This is a genomic window from Kocuria himachalensis, from assembly GCF_054784195.1.
This window is the reverse complement of the sequence record NZ_BAAGPL010000017.1, coordinates 79,375-103,065: the sequence shown is the minus strand read 5'-3', so window position 1 is coordinate 103,065 and position 23,691 is coordinate 79,375. Positions and strand designations below refer to the sequence as shown.

Sequence of the window (23,691 nt, the reverse complement as noted above, 5' to 3'; positions counted from 1 at the left end):
TTGGACTCCAGCCGGGTGCGCTCGAGCATGTTCATGAAGTCCATGTTCCCGCCCACGTTGAGCTGGTAGGTGCGGTCCAGCACGTACCCGCGGTCCTCGAACAGCTTCGCCAGGACGCGGTGGGTGATGGTCGCCCCGATCTGGGACTTGATGTCGTCGCCGACGATCGGCACCCCGGCCTCGGTGAACTTCTGCGCCCACCCCGGGTCGGAGGCGATGAACACGGGCAGCGCGTTGACGAAGGCCACCCCCGCCTCGATCGCGGCCTGGGCGTAGAAGCGGTCGGCCTCCTCGGAGCCCACGGGCAGGTAGGACACCAGGACGTCGGCGCGTGCGTCCTTGAGCGCCTGCACCACGTCCACGGGCTCGGCGGCCGACTCCTCGACCATCGCCCGGTAGTACTCGCCCAGCCCGTCCAGGGTGGGTCCGCGCTGGACGGTGACCCCAGAGTGCGGGACGTCGGCGAAGACGAGGGTGTTGTTCTCCCCGGCCGAGATCGCCTCGGAGAGATCCAGGCCGACCTTGGCGGCGTCGACGTCGAAGGCGGCCACGAACTGCACGTCGCCCACGTGGTAGTCGCCGAACTGCACGTGCATCAGCCCGGGGACGGTCTCGGCCGGGTCGGCGTCGGCGTAGAAGTGCACGCCCTGGATCAGGGAGGAGGCGCAGTTGCCGACACCGGCGACGGCCACGCGAATGGGATGGTGGGACACGGGACTCCTTTGTCTGGTCGTCTGGGTCCCGTCCCCGGCGCACGCCGGGCGGACCCCCGCACGGGCGCCCGGCGCCCGGCCGGGCAGGACCCAGCGCTCCAGTGTAGTGCCCGCCGGGGGCGGGCCCGGCCCGGCGGGCGGCCGGCCGGCGGGCTCAGAGCGCGCTGAGCAGCAGGCCCAGGGCGAGCACGAGGAACAGCACGCCGGCGGCGAGCTCCACGGCGGCCCCGTGCCGCCGGAAGCCCGCGGCCAGCCGCTCGACCGAGCCGACCCACGCGACCGCGGCGAACCAGGCGAGGCCCACGGCCACGAGCAGCACGAAGACCAGGGCCGTCTCCCACCACAGCGCGCCCGCCGGGACCACGTTGGCGAACAGCGCCACGAAGAAGATGATGGCCTTCGCGTTGGAGAGGTTCGTCACGAGCCCGAGCGCGAAGGCCCGTCCGGGGGTGACGGTGCGCCCCGGCGGGGCCGGCGGCTCCCCCGGGACGCTCCCGGGCCCGCGGCCCGCCGCGCTCGGCACCCGGTCCGGCACGGCCCGGGCGGCGAGACCCGCCCGGATCCCGCTCACCCCCAGCCAGCCGAGGAACAGCGCCCCGGCCACCTGGACGACCCGCTGGAGCGGTTCGGCCTGGCCGATCAGGACGGTCACCCCCGTGAGGGAGAGCGTGATCCACACCAGGTTGCCGGTCATCACGCCCACCGCGGTGAGCACGCCGGCCGTCCGGGAGCCCAGCGACGCGTTGCGCAGGATCACCAGGACGTCCGGGCCGGGGGCGACGATCCCGGCGATCCACAGCCCGAGCAGGGCGAGGTACTGCGAGGCCTCCACGGCTACCGGGCCCCGCCGCTCACGCGGTCTTGGAGTCGCGGGCGCCCGCCCAGATGTTGATGTCGGAGTCCGTGGCCAGCCGGTCGATCGCGTCCAGCTCCTCCGTGGTGAAGGAGAGCCGGTGCACGGCGCCCACGCTGTCCTCGAGCTGCTGCGGCGAGGAGGCCCCCACGAGCGCGGTACTGACCTGACCGTCCGGCTGCTCGCGCAGCACCCAGGCGATCGCCATCTGGGCCAGGCTCTGCCCGCGCGCGGCGGCGATGTCGTGCAGCCCGCGGACCTTCTCCAGGGTCGTGTCGGTCAGCCACTCGGGGTTGAGCGACTTCTCCGCCGCGGCCCGGGAGTCCTCCGGGACCCCCTCCAGGTACCGGTCCGTGAGCATGCCCTGCGCCAGGGGGGAGAACACGATCGAGCCCATCCCCGCCTCCGTCAGGGCGCCCAGCAGGGAGGTCCCCGAGGGGCCGGGGGACTCGATCCACCGGTTGAGCAGCGAGTAGGACGGCTGGTGGATCAGCAGCGGCGTGCCCAGTTCCCGCATGATCTGCTGGGCGCGCAGGGTCAGCTCGGCGTTGTAGGAGGAGATCCCCACGTACAGGGCCCGCCCGGAGCGCACGATGTGGTCGAGGGCCCGCATGGTCTCCTCCAGCGGGGTGTCCGGGTCCGGGCGGTGGTGGTAGAAGATGTCCACGTGGTCCAGGCCCATCCGCTGCAGGGACTGGTCCAGGGAGGACACCAGGTACTTCCGCGAGCCGCCGAAGTGGTACGGGCCCGGCCCCATGGTCCATCCGGCCTTCGAGGAGATCACGAGCTCGTCCCGGTACGGCGCGAGATCCTGCGCCAGGATCCGCCCGAAGTTCAGCTCCGCGGCGCCGGCCGGGGGACCGTAGTTGTTGGCGAGGTCGAAGTGGGTCACGCCGAGGTCGAAGGCCCGGCGCAGCGTGGCGCGCTGGGTGTCCAGCGGCTTGTCGTCGCCGAAGTTGTGCCACAGCCCGAGCGAGATCACGGGCAGCTTGAGCCCGGACTCGCCCACGCGGCGGTACGGCATGGTGTCGTACCGGTCGTCGGCCGGGAGGTAGGGGACGTCGGGTCCGTAGGTGCGCACGGCGGCCTTTCGGGGGTCGGGGAGGTCGTTCGAGGGACGGTCGTGGGGGCTCAGTAGCGCACCACGACGGCGCCGTGGGCGGGCAGCTCGGCGACGCCGCCGCCGGTCCCCGCGGTCAGCGACACGTCGCCGGAGCGGAAGAGCACCTCGGCGTCCTGGCGGCCGGGGAACGGGACCCGCGCGGGCTCGGCGCCGAAGTTCAGCAGCACCGCGACCCCGTGGGCGGAGCCCGGGGCCGTGGACCGGCGCAGCACGAACCAGCGGGCGCCCTCGTCGAGGTCGGTGCCGATCGTGTCGAAGCGCGGGTCGGTGAGCTCGGGCACGGCGCGCCGCAGCGCGATGAGCTCGCGGTAGGCGGTCAGCACCCGGGCGTGGTCGTCCTGGGCGAGCTCATCCCAGTCGAGCTTCGAGTCCGTGAACGTGCTGGGGTCCTGCGGGTCCGGGACCGTGTCCTCGTCCCAGCCCATGGACGCGAACTCCGCCTTGCGGCCCTTCGCCACGGCCTCCCCGAGCTCGGGCTCGGGGTGGGCGGTGAAGAACTGCCACGGGGTGGACGCGCCCCACTCCTCCCCCATGAACAGCATGGGGGTGAACGGCTGGGTGAGCAGCACGGCGGCGCCCAGCACGAGCTGGTCGGGCGTGAGGCTCGCGCTGATCCGGTCCCCCGCGGCGCGGTTGCCGATCTGGTCGTGGTTCTGGATGCACGTGACGAACTGCCACGGGCGCACGCGCTGCTTGTCGACCGGCCGGCCGTGGTGGCGGCCGCGGAAGACCGACATGGTGCCGTCGTGGTAGAACGCGTCCCGCATCACCTTGTCGAGGGTCCCGAGGGCGGCGAAGTCGGCGTAGTAGCCCTGGGTCTCCCCGGTGAGCGCCACGTGGGCGGCGTGGTGGAAGTCGTCGAGCCACTGCCCGGTCATGCCGAGGCCCTGGGCCGTGGTCGGCGTGATCATCCGGTGGTCGTTGAGGTCGGACTCCGCGACGGTGAACAGGGGCTTGCCGGTCTCCACGCCCACGCGCTCCACGAGCTCGGCGATCTCCTCGAGGATGTGCACGGCCCGGTGGTCCTGCAGGGCGTGCACGGCGTCGAGGCGGAACCCGTCCACGTGGTAGTCGCGCAGCCACATCTCCACGTTGTCCAGGATGTAGTCCCGGACCCCGTCCGAGCCCCAGCCGTCGAGGTTGATGAGGTCGCCCCAGGTGCTGGAGCCCGGCTTGAAGTAGTCGGCGAACAGGGGCAGGTAGTTCCCGGACGGGCCGAGGTGGTTGTAGACCACGTCCTGGATCACGCCGATCCCGCGCTGGTGGCACGCGTCCACGAAGCGCTGGTAGGCGGCGGGCCCGCCGTAGGACTCGTCCACGGTGTACCAGAGGACACCGTCGTAGCCCCAGTTGTGCTCGCCGTTGAACCCGTTGACGGGCAGCAGCTCCACGAAGTCCACGCCGAGCTCGACGAGGTGGTCGAGGCGCTCGACCGCCGAGTCGAGGGTGCCCTCGGCGGTGAACGTGCCGGGGTGCAGCTCGTAGATCACCGACCCGGCGAGGGTGCGCCCGGTCCACGCGGCGTCCCCCCACCGGTGCGCGGAGGGCTCGAACGTGCAGGAGAGGTCGTGCACGCCCTGGGGCTGGCGGCGGGAGCGCGGGTCCGGCAGGACCTCGGAGATCTGTGAGCGCTCCTGCCCCGTGCCCTCGTCGAAGGTCTTGCCCAGGAGGTAGCCGTAGCGCACGGTGCCCTCGGGCACCTCGGCGCCGTCGGGCAGGGTCCACCAGCCGTCGCGCCGCGCCGCGGTGCCCGCCGGGGAGCCCTCGGGCAGGTCCGCGGCGGGGATCATATCGTGGTCGTCGCCCTCGATCCGCACGGTCACCGTCCTGGCGTGCGGGGCCCAGACGTCGAAGCGGTTCAGGTGCTCACGGGTGTTCATGGAGGTCAGGAGTCCTTCCGGCGCAGCAGCGCCACGGGGTAGTCGGCCAGCAGCCGGGACAGCGCCACGGTGCCCGTGTGCAGACGGCGGGTCAGCACGTCCTCGTAGTCGCCCGCGGGCAGCTCGAGGGTCTCGCCGTCGAAGCCGCCCGCGGCCGCGAGGCCGAGGGGCAGGCGGGTGGACACGGTCACGGCGCCGCCGCGGTCGAACGCGAACACGTGCCCGGCCAGGGGGCCGGACGCGGTCAGCGGGGTGTAGCCGGTGAACAGCTCGGGACGGTCCCGGCGCAGCCGCAGGGCGCGGCTGGTGACGAGCAGCTTGGCGGCGCCGTCCGGTCCCACGGCGGGGATCCCGTCCGCGGTGCCGCCCACGGGGGTGTCCAGGCGCGCCAGCCGGGCGGCCCGGTCCTGGAAGTCGACGGGACGGCGGTTGTCGGGGTCCACGAGGGACTCGGCCCACAGCTCGGAGCCCTGGTAGACGTCCGGGACGCCGGGCATCGTGAGCTGGACGAGCTTGGCGGCGAGCCCGTTCGCCCAGCCGGCCGGGGTCACGTGCGCGGCGAAGCCCTCGACGACGGCCCGCATCTGCGGGTCGTGGTGGACGAGCTCGACGAACCGGGTGAGCCGCTGCTCGAACCCGGCGTCCCCGTCGACCCACGCGGTGGAGTTGCCGGCCTCGCGGGCTGCCTTGAGGGCGTAGTCCAGCACGCGGTCCTGGGAGATGGGCCAGGCGCCCACCACGGCCTGGAGCACGAGGTTCACGAGCGGGCCGTCGCCCACCAGGGCCCCGGCCTGCTCGGCGAGCTTCTTGACGGTGCCGACCACGCCGGCCCACTGCTCCCCGGCCTCGGCGAGCACGGTGATCCGTGCCCGCACCGCCTCGGAGCGCTTGGTGTCGTGCGTGGACAGCGTCGTCATCGCCAGGGGCTCCTCGGCGGCCCGCCGGGCGAGCTCGGCGTGCGCCTCCTCGGGCGTCACGGCGAAGTGCGACGGGTCGCCGCCGACCTCGGTCAGCGACGTCAGGCGCGGGAAGCGGTAGAACGCGGTGTCCTCCACGCCCTTGGCCATGACCATCCCGGAGGTCTGCTGGAAGCGGCGGGCGAGCTCCCCCATCTCGGCCTCGTCCGTCGCGTCGACCCCGAGCAGCCCGCCGAGCGTCCCGAGCGCGCCGGAGAGGTCCGGGCGCTGCTCCCGGGCCGCCTCGAGGGCCGCCCGCAGATGCTCGGCGCCCTCGGGCAGGTAGCTGCGGTAGACGGGGAAGTTCGCGAGGATCTCCGCCAGCCCGTCCTCCGCGACGGCCCGCTCCAGGCCGGCGTCCTCGGGCACGAGGCGGGCGAGGCGCCGGACCTCGGCCAGCAGCGCGCCGTCGGCCATGGCGCGCTTGGTGCCGTGGATCATCTCGTCCCAGTGCACGGGCTCGCCGTCCCGCAGCCGGGCGTCCAGGCTCGTGAGCGCGTACTCCCCGGCCGGGTCGGTGAGCAGCCGGTCGATCACGCCGAGGGCGTCGTAGCCGGTGGTGCCAGCGGTGGCCCAGTCGCGCGGCAGCCGCTCGCCGGGCTCGAGGATCTTCTCGACGACGACGTAGGCGCCGCCCGTGAGCTCCTTCAGCTGCTCGAGGTACTGCCGCGGGTCGCGCAGCCCGTCGGGGTGGTCGATGCGCAGACCGTCGACGAGGCCCTCGTCGATCCAGCGCCTGATCTCCGCGTGGGACTCGTCGAAGACCTCCGGGTCCTCGACGCGCACGCCCGCGAGCGTGGCGACGGTGAAGAACCGGCGGTAGTTGAGCTCGGCGTCGCCGCGGCGCCAGTTCACGAGCTCGTAGTGCTGCCGGTCGTGGACGTCCTGCGGGTCGTCGCCCTCCGCCCACGTGCCCTCGGCCAGCGGGTAGACGTTGTCGTAGTAGCGCAGCGTGCCGTCCTGGACCCGGAGCTGCGCGAGCTCGTCGTCGCCGTCGCCCAGCACGGGGATCAGCACCCTGCCGCCGCCGGCCGCCCACTCGACGTCGAAGGCCTTCGCGTACGGCGACTCCTGGCCCTGCGCCAGCAGCGACCACCACCAGGGGTTCTGCTCCGGGGCGGCGACGCCCTGGTGGTTGGGGACGATGTCCACCAGCACGCCCATGCCGCGGGCGTGGGCGGCGTCGGCGAGGGCCTTGAGCCCGGCGGCACCGCCGCGGACGGGGTCCACCTCGGCGGGGGACGCGACGTCGTAGCCGTGGTCGGAGCCGTCGACGGCCCGGAGGATCGGCGACAGGTAGACCCAGTCGGCGCCGAGGTCGTGGAGGTAGTCCACGAGCCCTGCGGCGCGGTCGAGCGTCAGGTCGGAGGTGATCTGGAGTCGGTAGGTCGAGATAGGTGTGCGCACCGCACCAGTCTGTCGGCCCGGCCCCGGAAACGCCAGCAGGCTGTCGACCCGTGTCCGGGTCGACAGCCTGCCGGGGCCGTCAGGTCACTGGTCCTGCGGCGCCTTCGCGTACGCGGCCACGGAGGCGGCGACCGACGCGTCGGGCTCCTCCTCGGGGGCCTCGTAGGCGCGCAGCACGACCATCGACTTGCCCTCGAGGACGATCGCGGTGCGGGCCTTGCGGATCTGTCCGTCGGCGTACTTGCCCGCGGTGTCGATGACCTCCTCCCACTGCCGGCCGTATCGCACCGGGGGGAGCTTGCACTTCACGGGCTCCGGGTTGGAGTTGAAGTACACGATGAAGTTTACGTCCGTGATGGGCCGCCCGCGCATGTCCACACCGGCGATGCCGTTGCCGTTGAGCCACATCCCGAAGGAGCGGGACAGCGGCTCGCCCCAGTCGGCGGGCTTGAGCGGGGCCCCGTCCGTGTTCAGCCACGCGATGTCGGGCATCGGGCGGCCGGTGTCGTCCGCGTCCATCTCGACGGGACGGCCGTCGAAGAAGTCCGAGCGCCGGAACGTCGGGTGGTCGTGGCGCAGGTGGGTCACGGCGGCGACGAACTCGGTGAGCGGGCCGTCCATGGTGTCCCAGTTGATCCACGACAGCTCGTTGTCCTGGCAGTAGGTGTTGTTGTTGCCGTCCTGCGTGCGGCCGAGCTCGTCGCCGTGCAGCACCATGGGCGTGCCCTGGGACAGCAGCAGCGTCGCGAGGTAGTTGCGCTGCTGGCGGGAGCGCAGGGCGAGCACCTCGGGGTCGTCGGTGGGGCCCTCCACGCCGCAGTTCCAGGAGCGGTTGTGGGACTCGCCGTCGTTGTTGCCCTCGCCGTTGGCCTCGTTGTGCTTCTCGTTGTAGGAGACCAGGTCCCGCAGCGTGAAGCCGTCGTGGGCGGTGACGAAGTTGATCGACGCGAACGGACGGCGGCCGCTGTGCTCGTAGAGGTCCGCCGAGCCCGTGATGCGGGAGGCGAACTCGCCGAGGGTCGAGGGCTCCCCGCGCCAGAAGTCGCGCACGGTGTCCCGGTACTTCCCGTTCCACTCCGTCCACTGGGGCGGGAAGTTGCCCACCTGGTAGCCGCCGGGGCCGACGTCCCACGGCTCCGCGATGAGCTTCACCTGGGAGACGACCGGGTCCTGCTGGACGAGCTCGAAGAACGTGGCCAGCTTGTCCACGTCGTAGAACTCGCGGGCCAGCGCGGAGGCGAGGTCGAAGCGGAAGCCGTCCACGTGCATCTCGGTCACCCAGTAGCGCAGGGAGTCCATGATGAGCTGCAGGGAGTGCGGGTGGCGGACGTTGAGGGTGTTGCCGGTGCCCGTGTAGTCCATGTAGAACTTCTGGTCGCCCTCCACCGTCCGGTAGTAGGCCTGGTTGTCGATGCCCTTCATGGACAGGGTGGGGCCCATGTGGTTGCCCTCGGCCGTGTGGTTGTACACCACGTCGAGGATGACCTCGATGTCGGCCTGGTGCAGGGCGCGCACCATGGCCTTGAACTCCTGGACCTGGCCGCCGAGGTCGTTGGTGGAGTGGTACTCGTTGTGCGGGGCGAAGAACCCGATGGTGTTGTAGCCCCAGTAGTTGCGCAGCCCCTGGTCGAGCAGGGTGCTGTCCTGCACGAACTGGTGCACGGGCATGAGCTCGATGGCCGTGATGCCGAGCTTCTTCAGGTGCGCGATCACCGCGGGGTGGGCCACGCCGGCGTAGGTGCCGCGCTGCTCCTCGGGCACCTCCGGGTGCTGCTGGGTGAGACCCTTGACGTGGGCCTCGTAGATCACCGACTTGTGGTACGGCGTGCGGGGGGTGCGGTCGCCCTCCCAGTTGAAGAACGGGTTGATCACCACGCCCATCATCATGTGGGAGGCCGAGTCCTCGTCGTTGAACGAGTCCTCGTCGCCGAAGTCGTAGGAGAACAGCGCCTGGTCCCAGTCGATCTGGCCGGAGACGGCCTTGGCGTAGGGGTCGAGCAGCAGCTTGGCGGAGTTGAAGCGCTGGCCCTCGGCAGGGTTCCACGGTCCGTGCACGCGGTAGCCGTAGCGCTGCCCGGGCTGGATCGTCGGGAGGTAGCAGTGCCAGACATAGCTGTCCTGTGCGGCGACGTCGATGCGGGTCTCGGTGCCGTCCTCGTCGAACAAGCACAGCTCGACCTTCTCGGCGGCCTCGCTGAAGAGGGCGAAGTTCGTGCCGGTTCCGTCGAAGGTGGCTCCGAGGGGATAGGGCTGACCGGGCCAGACTTCCATGGGGGATCTCCTGTCGTACCGCCGGGCAGGGGTCACCGTCAGCGGGCTGGGTATTGGGGCAAGTGGGATCGATCTTAGCCCGGACCGGAGCCGGCCGTGTCCCGGGGGGCGGTCCGCCGGGGCCGGACCACGGTCTCAGCGGTCGTGACGCAGGACCGCGCGCACGTTCGCGGACAGCGCCGTGGGCGGCACGGGGCCGAGGCCCTCGAGCCGGGACGCGTAGCCGTGCACGGCCACGGCGAGAGCGGCGGCCACCGCGCGGCGGGCGTCCCCGCGGGCCCACTCCCCCGCGGCGGCGAACGCGTCTGGGTCCTCGGTGCACCCGGCGAGCGCCGTGCCCATGATCCCCGCGAGGGTGTCGCCGCTGCCGGCGGTCGCCAGCCACGGGCTGCCGTCGGCCTGGGAGAGCAGCGTCCCGTCGGGGGACGCGACCAGTGTGGTGGCCCCCTTGAGGACGACGACGGCGCCGGTCGCCTCCGCGGCCGCGCGCGCCCACCGGGCGGGCTCGGCCTCGATCGCCGCCCGGTCCGGGGCCTCTCCGCCGCCGCCGAGGGCGGCGAGCCAGGCGAGCACCTGCTCGAGCTCCCCGGCGTGCGGGGTGAGGACCTTCCCCGGGCCGAGGGCGCCGTCGGCGGCCGCCCGGGCCGCCGCGCCGAGCGCGCCGGCGTCGACGACCGCAGGGGTGCCGCCCGCGAGCACGGCGCCGATCCGGGACTCCTGGGCGGCGTCGCCCACGGCTCCGGGGCCCACGACCCAGGCCTGGACGTGGACGTCGTCGGGGTGGTCCTCGGAGGCGACCACCTCCGGGCTGGTCAGGCACACGAGGGAGCGGGTGGCGGCGTCGCCGAGGTGGCGGACCATGCCGGCGCCGGCGTCCACGGCGGCGCGGGTGCACATCAGCGCGGCCCCGGGGTAGGTCGGGGAGCCGGCCACGACGCCCACCACACCCCGGGAGTACTTGTGGGAGGCCGCCCCCGGCCGCGGCCACAGCGCCGCGACGTCGCCGGGCTCCAGCCGCCGCAGCGCGGGCTCGGGCAGGGCGTGCTCGATCCCCAGGGCCACGGTCCGCACCTCGCCGCACCGGCGGTCCCCCGGCGGCAGGAGGAGCCCGGCCTTGGCCGCGGCGAACGTCACGGTGACGTCCGCGGGCAGGACCGGTCCGGCCACCGCGCCCGTGTCCGCGGAGACGCCCGAGGGGACGTCGCACGCCACGACCGCGGGCCCTCCGCTGCCGGGCCACCGGTCCAGGACCGAGCGGACGAGCTCGGCCGCCGGCCCGCGCAGCCCGCCCCGGGCGCCGGTGCCCAGCACGGCGTCGAGCACGAGGTCGGCGCGGAGCACGTGCTCGGCCGCCGCCCCGACGGCGGGGCCGCCGTCCCCGGCGTGCAGCACCCGTCCCCCCGCGGCCCCGAGCGCCGCGGCACCGTCGGGGTGCAGCCGGTCGCCGACGGCCACCGCGAGCACGGAGGCCCCGCGGCGCGCCAGCTCCGCCCCCGCCCACAGCCCGTCCCCGCCGTTGTTGCCGGTCCCGGCGAGCACCACCACGCGCGCCCCGGAGACCCGGTCCCGGCGCTCGCGCAGGCGCTCCGCGCAGACCAAGGCCAGGCCGTGGGCGGCGCGCCGCATCAGCGCGGGGCCCTCCCCCCGGTCGAGGAAGGGCGTCTCGGCGGCGCGCACCTGCGCGCCGGTCCAGGCGGTGATCACGCCGGCCCTCCGTCCCCGGTGCGCTCGGCGATGACCATGGCCATGGCGATCCCCCCGTCGTGCGTCATGGTGAGGTGCCACCGGTCGATGCCCTGCCGGCGTGCCTCCTCCGCCACCGTCCCCTCGGTGCACAGCTGCGGCGCGCCGGAGGGGTCCTTCTCGATCCAGCAGTGCTGCCAGATCATCCCGGGCGGGGCCTTGAGCGCCTTCGCCGCCGCCTCCTTGGCGGCGAAGCGCGCCGCGAGCGAGCGCACGTGCAGGTCCCGCTCGAGCGGTGTGAACAGCCGGGCCACGAGGCCGGGGGTGCGGGCGATCTGCTCCTCGAAGCGGGCGATGTCCACCACGTCGATGCCGGTGCCGATGATCATGGTCCCCAGCCTAACGACCGCCGGCCCGCCGCCCGGGGAGGATCCGGGGCGGCGGGCCGGTGGCGGAGCGGACGCGGACTACTCGACGGTGACGGACTTCGCGAGGTTGCGGGGCTGGTCGACGTCGTAGCCCTTCGCCGTGGCCAGCTCGCACGCGAAGATCTGCAGCGGGACGGTGGTCAGCAGCGGCTGGAGCAGCACCGGGGACTGCGGGACGCGGAAGATGTGGTTGGCGTAGTCGGCGACGGCCTCGTCCCCCTCCTCCGCGATGACGATGGTCACGGCCCCGCGGGCGCGGATCTCCTGGATGTTGGAGACCACCTTCGCGTGCAGCGAGTCCCGCCCGCGCGGGGAGGGGACGATGACGAACACCGGCTGGCCCTCCTCGATGAGGGCGATCGGCCCGTGCTTGAGCTCGCCGGCGGCGAAGCCCTCGGCGTGGATGTAGGCGATCTCCTTGAGCTTGAGCGCTCCCTCGAGGGCCACCGGGAAGCCGACGTGGCGGCCCAGGAAGAGCACGGACGCGGCGTCCTTCATCGACTGCGCGAGCTCCTTGACCCCGGCCTGCGCGTCGATGACCTGCTGGATCTTCGCGGGCATGGCCTCGAGCTCGGCGAGGATCTGCCCGATCTCGTCCTTGTACTTGTTGCCGCGCAGCTGGGCCAGGTAGAGCCCCAGGAGGTAGGCGGCGGTTATCTGGGCCAGGAACGCCTTGGTCGAGGCGACGGCGATCTCCGGGCCGGCGTGCGTGTACAGCGCGGCGTCGGCCTCGCGCGGGATCGTGGAGCCGTTGGTATTGCAGATCGCCACGACCTTGGCCCCCTGCTCCTGGGCGTGCCGGACCGCCATCAGGGTGTCCATGGTCTCTCCGGACTGGGACAGGGCGACGACCAGGGTCCGCTCGTTGACGATCGGGTCCCGGTAGCGGAACTCGTGGGCCAGCTCCACCTCGGTGGGGATCCGGCACCAGTGCTCGATCGCGTAGCGGGCGACCTGCCCCGCGTAGGCGGCCGTTCCGCAGGCGACGACGACGATCTTGTCCACGGCGCGGAGCACCGCCTCGTCGATCTTCAGCTCGTCGAGGACCAGGTTCCCCTCCGGGTCGGTGCGGCCCATGAGGGTCTGCTCCACGGCGGCGGGCTGCTCGTTGATCTCCTTCTCCATGAAGGACGGGAAGCCGCCCTTCTCGGCGGCGGCGGCGTCCCACAGCACCCGGAAGGGCTTGCCGTCGGCGCGGTTGCCGTGGAAGTCGGTGATCTCGTAGTCGTCGGCCGTGATGGACACGACCTGGTCCTGGCCCAGCTCCACGGCGTCGCGGGTGTAGTCGATGAAGCCGGAGACGTCGGAGCCGAGGAAGTTCTCGCCCTCGCCCAGGCCGAGCACCAGCGGGGAGTTGCGCCGGGCCGCGACCACGCGCCCGGGGTGGTCGACGTGCACGGCGAGGAGCGTGAACGCGCCCTCCAGCCGGCGGCACGCGACCTGCATGGCCGCGGTGAGGTCCTGGTCGCCGAGGTCGTTGTAGGTGTCGGCCAGGAGCACGGCGGCGACCTCGGTGTCGGTCTCCGAGCGGAACTCGTGGCCCTTCTCGACGAGCTCGCGCTTGATCTCGGCGAAGTTCTCGATGATGCCGTTGTGGATCACGGCGAGCCGCCCGCCGTCGACGACGTGCGGGTGGGCGTTGACGTCCGAGGGTCCGCCGTGGGTGGCCCAGCGGGTGTGCCCGATGCCGGTGGTGGAGCGGGGCAGTGGGCTGTCGCGCAGCTCCTGCTCGAGGTTCAGCAGCTTGCCGGCCTTCTTGCGGAAGCCGACGGTGCCGTCCGAGACCACGGCCACTCCCGCGGAGTCGTAGCCCCGGTACTCGAGGCGCCGCAGGCCCTCGACGAGGACGTCCAGGGCGTCGTGCCCGGAGCCGGTGCCGCGCTCGTCCGTCCGCTGGGAGGAGGGGCCCACATATCCAACAATTCCACACATGCGCTTCACAGTACCGCATGGATCTCGCCCGGCCGGGCGTCCCGGACCCGGCGGGGCGGGCCGTGTTCCTGCCTCTTCTGGGGACACGAGCCCGGCCCGCCTGTGGGCCCTTCCGTGGGTCCTCCGGTCAGCCCCGGCGGTCCCGGACGGCGTCCGCCACCAGCACCTCGAGCGGTGGGAAGAGGGGGTGCTCGGCGCTCAGTCCGGTGATCTCCCGCACGGCGTCGGCCGGGGACCGGGTGTCGAGGAGCTCGCCCAGCCGGACGGCCTCCGGGTCGTCGGCCGGGTCGAAGCGCAGGGCGGCCGCCATGGCGGCCTGCAGCCCGTCGGTGCCGAGGCCCCGCTCCGCCAGCTCGGCGGCCGGGCCCACGAACCGCTCGTGCCGGCCGAGCTTGCGCAACGGGGCACGGCCGACGCGCTCGACGGTGTCCGGGAGGTGCTCGTTGGCGAAGCGGTCGAGGATCTTCGCGACGTATCGGCCGTGCTCCTGCTCGTCGAAGCCGTGCTTGGCGACGAGCAGCGCCTGCGTCTCCGCGAGCGCCGCGGCGACCCGTTCCCGGATCCCGGGGTCGGCGATCGCCTCCGCGATGCGGTGCCGGCCGGCGCGGTAGCCGAAGTACGCGCACGCGGCGTGGCCGGTGTTGACCGTGAACAGCTTCCGCTCGATGTAGGGCACGAGGTCGTCGACGTAGGTTGCCCCCTCGATGGCGGGCTCGCTCCCCGCGAACGGGGTGCGGTCGATGACCCACTCGTGGAACTGCTCCACCACCACGTCGAGCCCGCCGCCGTCCTGCTGGGGCACGATCCGGTCGACGGCGGTGTTGGCGAACACGGCCCGCCGGTCGAGGTCCTCTCCCGGGTACTCGGCGCGGACCGCCTCGGCGAGCAGGTCCGTGGCCGACAGGGCGTTCTCGCACGCCATGACCGCCACGGGCGGTGCGCCGTCCGTGCGCGCGGCGATGCCCCGGGCCACGAGCGGCGCCACGAACTTGAGGATGTGCGCGCCCACGGCCGTGGTGACCACCTCCGCCGAGGCGATCTCCGCGACGACGGCCTCCGGGTCGGACGCCGAGTTGACCGCCCGGTACCCCTCGACGACCGTGTCGCGGGACCCGGCGCCGACCTCGTGCACGGTGTAGCTGGGGGTCGAGGCCAGCGCGTCGATCAGCGGGGCCGCCACGTCGGCGAACACGACCTCGTAGCCCGAGCGGTGCATGAGCAGGCCGACGAAGCCCCGGCCGATGTTGCCCGCCCCGAAGTGCACGCACTTCATCAGTCGTTCACCTTCCCCAGCAGGTCGAGCACTTCGTCCGCGGTCCTCGCCTCGTCCAGCTGCTGCACCTTCGCCTTGTTGCCGAAGATCTTCGCGACCCGGGAGAGGATCGCGAGGTGCTCGTTGTCCTTGCCGGCGATCCCGATCACCCAGGTGACGGGCTTGCCGTTCCAGTCCAGGCCCTCCGGGTACTTCACGACCGACAGGGCCGAGGAGCGGATGCTGTCCTTGGCCTGGTTGGTGCCGTGCGGGATGGCGAGGCCGTTGCCCATGAAGGTGGACACCGACTCCTCGCGCTCGTGCATGGAGGCCACGTACTCGTCGGTCACGGCACCGGCCGCGACCAGCAGGCCGCCGGCCTCGTCGATGGCCTGCGCGGCGTTCTGCGCGCCGCCGTCCATCACGATCCGGTCCCTGGTGAGGATGGTGGCCCCGGAGGACCCCGCGCCCTCGTCCGCCGCGGTCACGGTGCCGCCGCCGGAGGGCTCGCCCACGGTGCCGGCCGCGGATCCCGCCGCCCCACCGCTCGCCGCGCCCGCCGGGACGGCGGCCCCGTTGCGCTGCTGCACGGCCTCGACGATCTCGTCGTAGCGGGGGCTGCCCATGAAGTTGTCCACGGTCACCACCGAGGCGCTGGGCACCTTGGGCCGGGCCCGGGTGGCGAGGTCCTGGTGGGTGACCACGATGTCGAAGTCGTCGGTGAGGTTGGCGATCGCCGCGTTGGTGACCTTCACGTCGCCGAAGCCAGCGGCCTTGACCTTGTTCCGCAGCACCGAGGCGCCCATCGCGGAGGAGCCCATGCCCGCGTCGCAGGCGAACACGATGCGCTGCACCGGCCCGCCCTCGGCCAGCTCGCGGGTGCTGTGCCCGCCGGTGTCGGCACCGCCGCTGGTGCCGACCATCGCGGAGGCCACGGAGGACTTCTTGCCCTTCATGGTCTCCATCCGGGTGGTGGCCTCCGTGAGGTCCCCCTCGCCCTTGTCCTTGGAGGCCTTGAGGATGATCGAGGCCACGAAGAAGGACACCAGGGTCGCGGCCGTCACCGCGATCGCGACGCCCACGTAGCTGTCGGTGGTGGCCTGGGCGAACACGGCGATGATCGAGCCCGGGGCGGCCGGGGCGCGCAGACCGGCGTCGAACAGGGTCAGGGTGAAGATCCCTGTCATGCCGCCGGCGATCGCGGCCAGGATCAGCGCCGGCTTCATCAGCACGTACGGGAAGTAGATCTCGTGTATCCCGCCCACGAAGTGGATGAGCGCCGCGCCGGGGGCCGAGGCCCGGGCCGCGCCGCGGCCGAACACCGTGTAGGCCAGCAGGATGCCCAGGCCGGGGCCGGGGTTGGCCTCGAGCAGGAACAGGATGGACTTGCCCTGCTCCAGGGCCTGGGCGGTGCCCAGCGGGGTGAGGATGCCGTGGTTGATCGCGTTGTTGAGGAACAGCACCTTCGCCGGCTCGATCAGGATCGAGGTCAGCGGCAGCAGCCCCCGGGTGACCAGGAAGTCCACCGCCGAGGCGGCCGCGTTGGAGAAGGCCAGCACCGCCGGGCCGACCAGGAAGAACCCGAAGATCGCCATCGCCGCGGCCAGGATGCCGGCCGAGAAGTTGTTCACGAGCATCTCGAAGCCCGGTTTGATCTTCCCGTCCCAGAGGCCGTCGACCTTCTTCATCACCCACGCGGTCAGCGGGCCCATCAGCATCGCCCCGATGAACATCGGGATGTCGGTGCCCACGATCACACCCATCGTGGCGATCGCCCCGACCACCCCGCCGCGCACGTCGTAGACCATCCGCCCGCCCGTGTAGGCGATCAGCAGCGGCAGCAGATAGGTGATCATCGGGCCCACGAGGCCCGTGTACGGCTCGCCCTCGGCGTTCTCACCGAACCCGCCCAGCGGGCCGAACGGGGTGAAACCCGCCTCGATGAAGAACGCGGTGATCAGCCCCCAGGCGATGAACGCCCCGATGTTGGGCATGATCATCCCGGACAGGAACGTGCCGAAGCGCTGGACGTGCGCGCGGGCGGCGTTCGACCGGCCGCCCGCCGGTGCTGTGGTCTCTGAGGTCGTGGCCGTCGCCATGGTGCTGTCCTGACTCTCGAACGCGTTGGGGCTCCTCCGGCAGGGCGCCCGCGCGGGGTGACCGCGTGGGACAGTTCACAGCCGAAGCCGGATCGAGACTCAATCTACACCCGGGTACGGCACCTGTCTCCGGTACGCCGTGGGCGTCGGGGCGCGGTCTAGACTGTGGTCGATGACCGCATCTACGCTGAGCGAACGCGCCTCGCCCTTCGTGGAGCTCGACCGGCAGACCTGGTCGAGGCTCTCCCACGAGATCGATGTTCCCCTCACCTCTCGGGAAATCGAGAACCTGCGCGGCCTCGGCGACCGGCTCGACGTCGCGGAGGTCCGCGAGGTGTACCTCCCCATCTCGCGGCTGCTGACCCTCTACGACGAGTCCTCGAACCGGCTCAACGCCTCGACCAACGCGTTCCTCGGCGAGGAGCACGCCCGGACCCCCTTCGTGATCGGCATCGCCGGGTCCGTGGCCGCCGGCAAGTCCACCACGGCCCGGCTCCTGCGCGAGCTGCTGTCCCGGTGGCCGTCCACCCCCCACGTGCAGCTCATCACCACGGACGGGTTCCTGTACCCCAACGCGGAGCTGCAGCGCCGCGGGCTCATGGACCGCAAGGGCTTCCCGGAGTCCTACGACCGCCGTGCCCTGCTGCGCTTCGTCGCGAAGATCAAGTCGGGGGCCCCCGAGGTGCGGGCGCCCAAGTACTCGCACCACAGCTACGACATCGTGCCCGGCGAGGAGGTCGTGGTGACCCGCCCGGACGTGGTCATCATCGAGGGGCTCAACGTGCTGGCCCCCGCCAAGGTGGGGCCCGGGGACCGGGCCGCCCTCGCGCTGAGCGACTTCTTCGACTTCTCGATCTACGTGGACGCCCGGCCCGCGGACATCGAGCGGTGGTACGTGGAGCGCTTCCAGGCCCTGCGCTCCTCCGCCTTCGCCGACCCCGGGTCCTACTTCCACCGCTACGCCGACCTCTCCGACGAGGGGGCGGTGGCCACCGCCACCGGCATCTGGCGGCGGATCAACGAGCCGAACCTGATCGAGAACGTGCAGCCGACGCGCGGCCGCGCCCGGCTGATCCTCTCCAAGGACTCCGACCACTCGATCCGGCGCGTGCTGCTGCGCAAGAACTGATGGGCGCCCTGCGCGCTGGCGCCCTCGTGCTCGCCGCCGCCGTGCTCGTGGCCGGGTGCGCGCCGGGTCCCGGGTCCGCTCCCCCGGTGCCGGCGGAGCCCTCCGTCACCGCGCCCGCCGCCGCGCCGGGCCCCGCGCCGCCGTCACCGGGTCCCGTCCGGGACCGGGGCCCGGACCTGGACGATCCCGCCTCGCTCGCCGTGGTGGTCAACAAGCAGCGGCCCCTGGACCCGGAGGACTGGGCTCCTGCGGCCCTCGAGGACGTCGAGGGCCACCTGCTGCGGCCCGAGGCGGCCGCCGCGGCGCGCGCGCTGCTGGCCGCGGCCCGGGCGGACGGCGTGCCGATCCGGATCGTGTCGGGCTACCGCTCCTTCGCCGAGCAGTCCGGCACGTACGCCGGGTGGGTCGCGCAGAAGGGCCGTGAGGGCGCCGACACGGTGTCCGCCCGGCCGGGCCACTCGGAGCACCAGACGGGCCTGGCGGTGGACGTCGGGGACGGCTCCGGGTGCGACCTGCGCGTGTGCTTCGGCGGGACGGCCACCGCCGCCTGGGTGGCCGAGCACGGGCCGGAGCACGGCTTCGTGGTGCGCTACCCCTGGGACGAGCACGCCACCACCGGCTACTGGTACGAGCCGTGGCACCTGCGCTACCTCGGCCCGGAGCGGGCCCGGGGGTACGTCCGCTCGGGCGCCGCGACGCTCGAGGAGTTCTCCGGCCTGCCGCCGGCCCCGGACTACGGACCGCCCGCGCCCGGCTGACCCCGGCCCGGGACCGGCGCCGGGCCGCAGGCTGGTTCCCGGTCGTTCACCTCTCGGTGTCCCGGATCCCCTGGTCGCCAGCTAGCCTGTGGCCATGCTCAGCGGTTTCAAGGAATTCATCATGAAGGGCAACGTCCTCGATCTGGCCGTGGCCGTGATCATCGGCGCCGCCTTCGCCCAGGTCGTCAACGCCATGGTCGAGGCGGTGCTCATGCCGCTTATCTCCGCGCTGGTCGGCTCGCCCGACTTCGACTCGTTCGCGGTGCTCACCGTCAACGGCAACGACATCAGGTTCGGCGTGCTGCTGACGGCGCTCGTGAACTTCCTGCTCGTGGCCGCCGCCGTCTACGTCGCCATCGTCCTGCCCATGAACAAGCTGATCGAGGCCCGCAACCGCCGCCTCGGCATCGACCCGGCCGAGGAGGAGACCGACGCCCAGGTGCAGCTGCTCACCGAGATCCGTGACTCCCTGCGCCGGCGCACCTGAATCCCCGTCCCGCCGAACGCCGGAGGCCCGCACCGTGTGCACGGTGCGGGCCTCCGGCGCTGCCGGTCCGGCTCAGACGGTCAGGGACAGCTCGCGCTCCACCACGGAGGCGAGGAACTCCGTCTCGGCCCGGGCGATCTCCTCGGAGGCCGCCTCGACCATCACGCGGACCACGGGCTCGGTCCCCGAGGGGCGCAGCAGCACGCGGCCCGTCTCGCCCAGGCGCTGCTCGACCTCCGCGACGGCCGCCTGCACGCCGGGGTTGGAGCCCACCGCGGCGCGGTCCACGCCGCGCACGTTGAGCAGCACCTGCGGCAGCCGGGTCATGACCCGGGCCAGCTCCGCGAGCGGCGCGCGGGTCTGGGCCACGCGGGAGGCCAGCATCAGCCCGGTCAGCAGCCCGTCGCCGGTCGTGGCGTAGTCGGACATGATCACGTGGCCCGACTGCTCGCCGCCCAGGTTGTACCCGTGCTCGGTCATGGTCTCGAGGACGTAGCGGTCCCCCACGGCGGTCTCGCGCACGTCGATCCCCGCGTCGCGCAGGGCGAGCTTGAGGCCGAGGTTGCTCATCACGGTGGCCACGAGCGTGTCGTCGACGAGCCGGCCCGCGTCCTTGAGCGCCAGGGCGAGGATCGCCATGATCTGGTCCCCGTCCACCTCCCGGCCGGTGGCGTCCACGGCGAGGCAGCGGTCGGCGTCGCCGTCGTGGGCGATCCCGAGGTCGGCCCCGAGCTCGACGACGGCCCGCTGGAGGGGCTCCAGGTGGGTCGAGCCGCAGCCGTCGTTGATGTTCAGGCCGTCGGGTTCCGCGCCGATGACGTGCACGTCGGCGCCCGCGCCACGGAACGCGTCCGGCGAGACCCCGCTGGCGGCGCCGTTGGCGCAGTCCAGGACCACGCGCATCCCCTCGAGCCGGTGTGGGATGGCCCCCACCAGGTGCAGCACGTAGCGGTCCTCCGCGTCCGTGAGCAGGTGGATGCGCCCGACCCCGGCGCCGGTGGGGCGCCGGAAGTCGCCGGCCTCGAAGACCTGCTGGATCTCGTCCTCCACCCGGTCCGGCAGCTTCCGGCCGCCGTGGGCGAGGAACTTGATCCCGTTGTCGGGGGCCGGGTTGTGCGAGGCGGAGATCATCACGCCGAAGTCGGCGTCGAGGTCCGCCACCAGGTAGGCCAGCGCGGGGGTCGGCAGGACCCCGGCGTCGTGGACGTCCACGCCCGACCCGGCGAGGCCCGCGCTCACGGCGGCGCTGAGGAACTCCCCGCTGGCGCGCCCGTCGCGGGCGACGACCGCCGTGGGACGCCGCCCCTCGCGTGCGCGGTCGTGGCCGAGCACGATCGCGGCGGCCTGGGCCAGGTCCAGGGTCATGTTGGCTGTGAGGAGGTCGTTCGCGAGCCCGCGCACGCCGTCCGTTCCGAATAATCTAGACATCGCCCCCATCCTACGTTCCCCGCGGCCCGGACGGCGGCAGGCGGGCCGCAACGGACGGACCCCGCCCGACACCGGTGTGCACCGGGTCGGACGGGGTCCGTGACGCTGGGGGCGGGCCAGGAGGCCCTCCGATCAGCGCTTCGAGTACTGCGGGGCCTTGCGGGCCTTCTTGAGACCGGCCTTCTTGCGCTCGATGACGCGCGGGTCACGGGTCAGGAAGCCGGCCTTCTTGAGGGTCGCGCGGTTGTTCTCGAGGTCGATCTCGTTCAGGGCGCGCGCCACGCCGTGGCGCAGGGCACCGGCCTGGCCGGAGGGGCCACCGCCGTGGATGCGGGCGATGACGTCGTAGGCGCCCTCGAGCTCCAGCACCTTGAAGGGGTCGTTGACCTCCTGCTGGTGCAGCTTGTTCGGGAAGTAGTTCTCCAGGGTGCGGCCGTTGACGGTCCACTGGCCGGAGCCGGGGACGACGCGCACTCGGGCCACGGCCTCCTTGCGGCGGCCGACGGCCTGGCCGGAGACGGTGAGGGCCGGGCGCTCGGCGGCGACCTCGGTCTCCTCGGCGGGGGAGGACTCGGAGGTGTAGCTGCTCAGCTGCTCCTCGCCGTCCACGATGTTCTGCTCTTCAGTATTCTGAGCCACGATTTTCCTCGCTAGTTTCTGTCGTAGGCCCGGTTACTGGGCGACCTGGGTGAACTCGAAGGTCTGCGGCTGCTGGGCACCGTGGGGGTGCTCCGGGCCGGCGTAGACCTTGAGCTTGGACATCTGCTGGGCGGCCAGCTTGTTCTTCGGGAGCATGCCACGGATGGCCTTCTCCACGGCGCGGACCGGGTGCTTCTCGAGCAGCTCGGCGTAGGAGCTGGACTTGAGCCCGCCCGGGTAGCCGGAGTGGCGGTAGGCCCGCTTCTTCTCGAGCTTGGAGCCGGTCAGGGCCACCTTCTCGGCGTTGATGATGATGACGAAATCACCGGCGTCCACGTGGGGAGCAAAGGTCGGCTTGTGCTTTCCGCGCAGCAGCGTTGCGGTCTGGCTGGCAAGGCGACCCAGGACGACGTCGGTGGCATCGATGACGTGCCACTGGCGCTGGATGTCACCGGGCTTCGGGGTGTACGTACGCACGTTAGTTTGCCTTCGTTCGGGTTATCTCGGTGGCGCTAGTTGGGATCACGCCGTTTCTCGGTGTGCCGTCCGGGGCTCGGGTGAGGGCCGAGCTGCATCCGGTGCCCGAGACCCCGGTGCACCGGACCGCCAGGCGTCCTGCAACGGGACAGCGGATCCGGGTACACGTGAACCGAGGCGGGACACGCACAACAGCAACCAACGGTACCGGATGGAGCGGCCAAAGACCACTCGGGCCATACACCCGGAGGGTGCGGCGGTCAATCTCCCCGCGGCCGGCCGGGGCCGTCGACGTCTCGGGGCGCGTCGTGCCGGGGCTCCTGCAGAGCGTCGCGGGGATCGCCGCGGAGCGCCTCGCGGCGGGGGTCGCCGAGCGGGGCGCGCCGCGCCCGGGTGCGCTCGGCCCGCTCCCCCAGGGCGGCGTCCCCGGGGTAGCGGACCTCCTCGAGCACGAGGGCGTGCGGCGGGGCCAGCAGCGCCTTGGCGTCCCGGACCCGCTCCGCGAGCCGGCGGCCGAGCCAGTCGGGGTCCTCGCGGCCCGCGCCCACGCGGGCGGCCGCGCCCACGACCGAGCGGACCATGTGGTGGCAGAAGGCGTCCGCCTCGATGCCCAGCAGCACGAGCCCGTCCCGGTCCCGTTCGACCGACACGTCCAGGACCTCCCGCACCGTGGTGGCGCCCTCCCGCGGGCGGCAGAAGGACAGGAAGTCGTGCAGGCCCACGAGCTCCTGCGCCGCCCGGGCCATCGCGGGGACGTCGAGCACGTCCTTCGACCACCACGTCAGGTGCCGGGTCAGCGGGTCCCGGCCCGCCGCGCCGTCGTCGATCCGGTAGCTGTAGCGGCGGGAGACGGCGGAGAAGCGGGCGTCGAAGCCGGCGGGGGCCGCGCCCGCGCGGCGGACGACCACCGCGCCCGGGCACTCCGGCAGGCCCTGCTCGCGGCGGCCGCGGCCCAGGACGTGCGCCAGCGCCCCCGTGAGGCGGCGTTCGAGCGCGCGCGCCGGGTCCTCCGCCCGGCCGCGGGCGAGACCGGTCCACTCCTCCGGCGCCAGGTCCAGGTGCACCACCTGGCCGCGGGCGTGCACGCCGGTGTCCGTCCGGCCGGCCACCGCGACCCGCACGTCCCGGCGGACCAGCACGGCGAGGGCGTCCTCCAGGGCCCCCTGCACGGTGGGCAGGCCCGGCTGGCGGGCCCACCCGGCGAACGGCGCGCCGTCGTAGGCCAGGTCGATCCGCACGCGCACGGGGGACTCGGACGGGCTCATGGTCAGCTCCTGGGAGGGGTGGTCGGGAGGTCGGCGGGCACGACGACGCCGCCGGGGACCAGGTCCCCGGCGGCGTCGCGGTGTCTGTCCGTGAGGTGTCCGGTCAGCGCAGCTTCTGCGCGGCGGCGCCACCGGCCGGCTGGAAGCCGGCGGCCTCGGCGTTGGCCGGCGAGTCGAACCAGATCTCGGCGGTGGTCCCCGCGTACCAGCGCGAGCCGGGCACGTGGTACTTCATCGAGTTCTTGTTGCCCTTGACCTCGAAGCCCTCGGGGGCCTCGCCGGACTCGAGCGGGGCGCGCGAGCCGGGGAACTCCGCGTCGGAGTGCTCGGCGGCGACCTCGGCGGCCTGCTCGGAGCCGACCTCGGGGGCCTGCTCCTCGGCGGGGATCTCCTCGGTGGCGACCTCGCCGGCGGTGGAGTCCGCCGGGGTGTCGACCGGGGCCGCGGGGGCCGGGGCGGCCTTCTCGGTGGCGCGCTCGGCCTCGGCCACGGTGGCCTTGGTCGCGACGGGCTCCATCACGAGCTCGATGACGGCCATGGGGGCGTTGTCGCCCTTGCGGTTGCCGATCTTCGTGATGCGGGTGTAGCCGCCGTTGCGGTCCTCCATCGCCGAGGCGATGGTCGTGAACAGCTCGTGCACCACGGACTTGTCGGTCAGCTGCGCCAGCACGCGACGGCGGGCGGCCAGGTCACCGCGCTTGGCGAAGGTGATCAGGCGCTCGGCGTAGGGACGCATCCGCTTCGCCTTCGTCACGGTGGTGGTGATGCGCTTGTGCTCGAACAGCTGCTGCGACAGGTTCGCCAGCATCAGGCGCTCGTGCGCGGGTCCGCCTCCGAGGCGGGGTCCCTTGGTGGGAGTAGGCATGGTTGTTGATCTCCTGGAAGTGTGTCCCGGCCCGGGCGGGCACCCG

At 72.8% G+C, this 23,691-nt stretch carries 19 protein-coding genes; 3 read left to right on the top strand and 16 right to left on the bottom strand.

Annotated elements, in window-relative coordinates:
* From ACYVM4_RS12120 to ACYVM4_RS12070, 11 genes are all read right to left on the bottom strand, one after another.
* A partial coding sequence (locus tag ACYVM4_RS12120) for an inositol-3-phosphate synthase (protein WP_460668703.1) occupies positions 1 to 713 on the bottom strand: 713 nt, incomplete at its 3' end.
* Positions 714 to 867: 154 nt separating this feature from the next.
* Complete coding sequence (locus tag ACYVM4_RS12115; protein WP_368820378.1) at positions 868 to 1,545, bottom strand: LysE family translocator; 678 nt, start codon at positions 1,543 to 1,545, stop codon at positions 868 to 870.
* 19 nt (positions 1,546 to 1,564) lie between these two features.
* Entirely contained in the window at positions 1,565 to 2,590 is a 1,026-nt protein-coding gene (locus ACYVM4_RS12110) for an aldo/keto reductase (protein ID WP_368820567.1), read from the bottom strand.
* 107 nt (positions 2,591 to 2,697) lie between these two features.
* The gene (gene treZ / locus ACYVM4_RS12105) at positions 2,698 to 4,569 is read right to left on the bottom strand and encodes a malto-oligosyltrehalose trehalohydrolase (protein WP_368820379.1); all 1,872 of its coding nucleotides are present in this window, start codon (positions 4,567 to 4,569) and stop codon (positions 2,698 to 2,700) included.
* A gap of 5 nt (positions 4,570 to 4,574) precedes the next feature.
* Positions 4,575 to 6,932, bottom strand: coding sequence for a malto-oligosyltrehalose synthase (gene treY / locus ACYVM4_RS12100; protein WP_368820380.1), 2,358 nt, complete (start codon positions 6,930 to 6,932; stop codon positions 4,575 to 4,577).
* 84 nt (positions 6,933 to 7,016) lie between these two features.
* Positions 7,017 to 9,203 (bottom strand): glycogen debranching protein GlgX, encoded by a 2,187-nt coding sequence (glgX, locus tag ACYVM4_RS12095; protein WP_460668702.1) that lies wholly within the window; start codon positions 9,201 to 9,203, stop codon positions 7,017 to 7,019.
* A 135-nt stretch (positions 9,204 to 9,338) separates the two neighbouring features.
* Positions 9,339 to 10,907: an NAD(P)H-hydrate epimerase gene (locus tag ACYVM4_RS12090; RefSeq protein WP_368820382.1), complete on the bottom strand. Its 1,569-nt coding sequence runs from the start codon at positions 10,905 to 10,907 to the stop codon at positions 9,339 to 9,341.
* Positions 10,904 to 11,275 carry a holo-ACP synthase gene (locus ACYVM4_RS12085; RefSeq protein ID WP_368820383.1) on the bottom strand — a complete coding sequence of 124 codons (372 nt, stop codon included), beginning with the start codon at positions 11,273 to 11,275 and terminating at the stop codon, positions 10,904 to 10,906. The genes ACYVM4_RS12090 and ACYVM4_RS12085 overlap by 4 nt, the downstream gene beginning before the upstream one ends.
* 78 nt (positions 11,276 to 11,353) lie before the next feature.
* Positions 11,354 to 13,246 (bottom strand): glutamine--fructose-6-phosphate transaminase (isomerizing), encoded by a 1,893-nt coding sequence (gene glmS / locus ACYVM4_RS12080; RefSeq protein ID WP_368820384.1) that lies wholly within the window; start codon positions 13,244 to 13,246, stop codon positions 11,354 to 11,356.
* Positions 13,247 to 13,373: 127 nt separating this feature from the next.
* Entirely contained in the window at positions 13,374 to 14,519 is a 1,146-nt protein-coding gene (locus ACYVM4_RS12075; RefSeq protein WP_460668701.1) for a mannitol-1-phosphate 5-dehydrogenase, read from the bottom strand.
* On the bottom strand, positions 14,519 to 16,597 hold the full coding sequence (locus ACYVM4_RS12070; RefSeq protein WP_460668700.1) for a PTS mannitol transporter subunit IICBA: 2,079 nt from the start codon (positions 16,595 to 16,597) through the stop codon (positions 14,519 to 14,521). The genes ACYVM4_RS12075 and ACYVM4_RS12070 overlap by 1 nt, the downstream gene beginning before the upstream one ends.
* A 172-nt stretch (positions 16,598 to 16,769) precedes the next feature.
* Between ACYVM4_RS12070 and coaA the strand changes: the two genes are divergently transcribed.
* From coaA to mscL, 3 genes are all read left to right on the top strand, one after another.
* Positions 16,770 to 17,726, top strand: coding sequence for a type I pantothenate kinase (gene coaA / locus ACYVM4_RS12065; RefSeq protein ID WP_368820386.1), 957 nt, complete (start codon positions 16,770 to 16,772; stop codon positions 17,724 to 17,726).
* Complete coding sequence (locus ACYVM4_RS12060; protein ID WP_460668699.1) at positions 17,726 to 18,484, top strand: M15 family metallopeptidase; 759 nt, start codon at positions 17,726 to 17,728, stop codon at positions 18,482 to 18,484. Before coaA ends, ACYVM4_RS12060 begins: the two co-directional genes overlap by 1 nt.
* A 94-nt stretch (positions 18,485 to 18,578) precedes the next feature.
* Entirely contained in the window at positions 18,579 to 18,971 is a 393-nt protein-coding gene (mscL, locus tag ACYVM4_RS12055; protein WP_368820388.1) for a large conductance mechanosensitive channel protein MscL, read from the top strand.
* Positions 18,972 to 19,043: 72 nt separating this feature from the next.
* Here mscL and glmM read toward each other — a convergent pair whose 3' ends face one another.
* From glmM to rplQ, 5 genes are all read right to left on the bottom strand, one after another.
* Positions 19,044 to 20,399, bottom strand: coding sequence for a phosphoglucosamine mutase (gene glmM, locus ACYVM4_RS12050; RefSeq protein ID WP_460668698.1), 1,356 nt, complete (start codon positions 20,397 to 20,399; stop codon positions 19,044 to 19,046).
* A 132-nt stretch (positions 20,400 to 20,531) separates the two neighbouring features.
* Positions 20,532 to 21,038: a 30S ribosomal protein S9 gene (gene rpsI / locus ACYVM4_RS12045; RefSeq protein ID WP_368820390.1), complete on the bottom strand. Its 507-nt coding sequence runs from the start codon at positions 21,036 to 21,038 to the stop codon at positions 20,532 to 20,534.
* A gap of 33 nt (positions 21,039 to 21,071) precedes the next feature.
* Positions 21,072 to 21,515 carry a 50S ribosomal protein L13 gene (gene rplM / locus ACYVM4_RS12040; RefSeq protein WP_017833326.1) on the bottom strand — a complete coding sequence of 148 codons (444 nt, stop codon included), beginning with the start codon at positions 21,513 to 21,515 and terminating at the stop codon, positions 21,072 to 21,074.
* Positions 21,516 to 21,775: 260 nt separating this feature from the next.
* Positions 21,776 to 22,780: a tRNA pseudouridine(38-40) synthase TruA gene (truA, locus tag ACYVM4_RS12035; protein WP_460668697.1), complete on the bottom strand. Its 1,005-nt coding sequence runs from the start codon at positions 22,778 to 22,780 to the stop codon at positions 21,776 to 21,778.
* Between the two features lie 103 nt (positions 22,781 to 22,883).
* Complete coding sequence (gene rplQ / locus ACYVM4_RS12030) at positions 22,884 to 23,645, bottom strand: 50S ribosomal protein L17, sunset domain variant (protein WP_368820392.1); 762 nt, start codon at positions 23,643 to 23,645, stop codon at positions 22,884 to 22,886.
* Between the last annotated feature and the right edge of the window lie 46 nt (positions 23,646 to 23,691).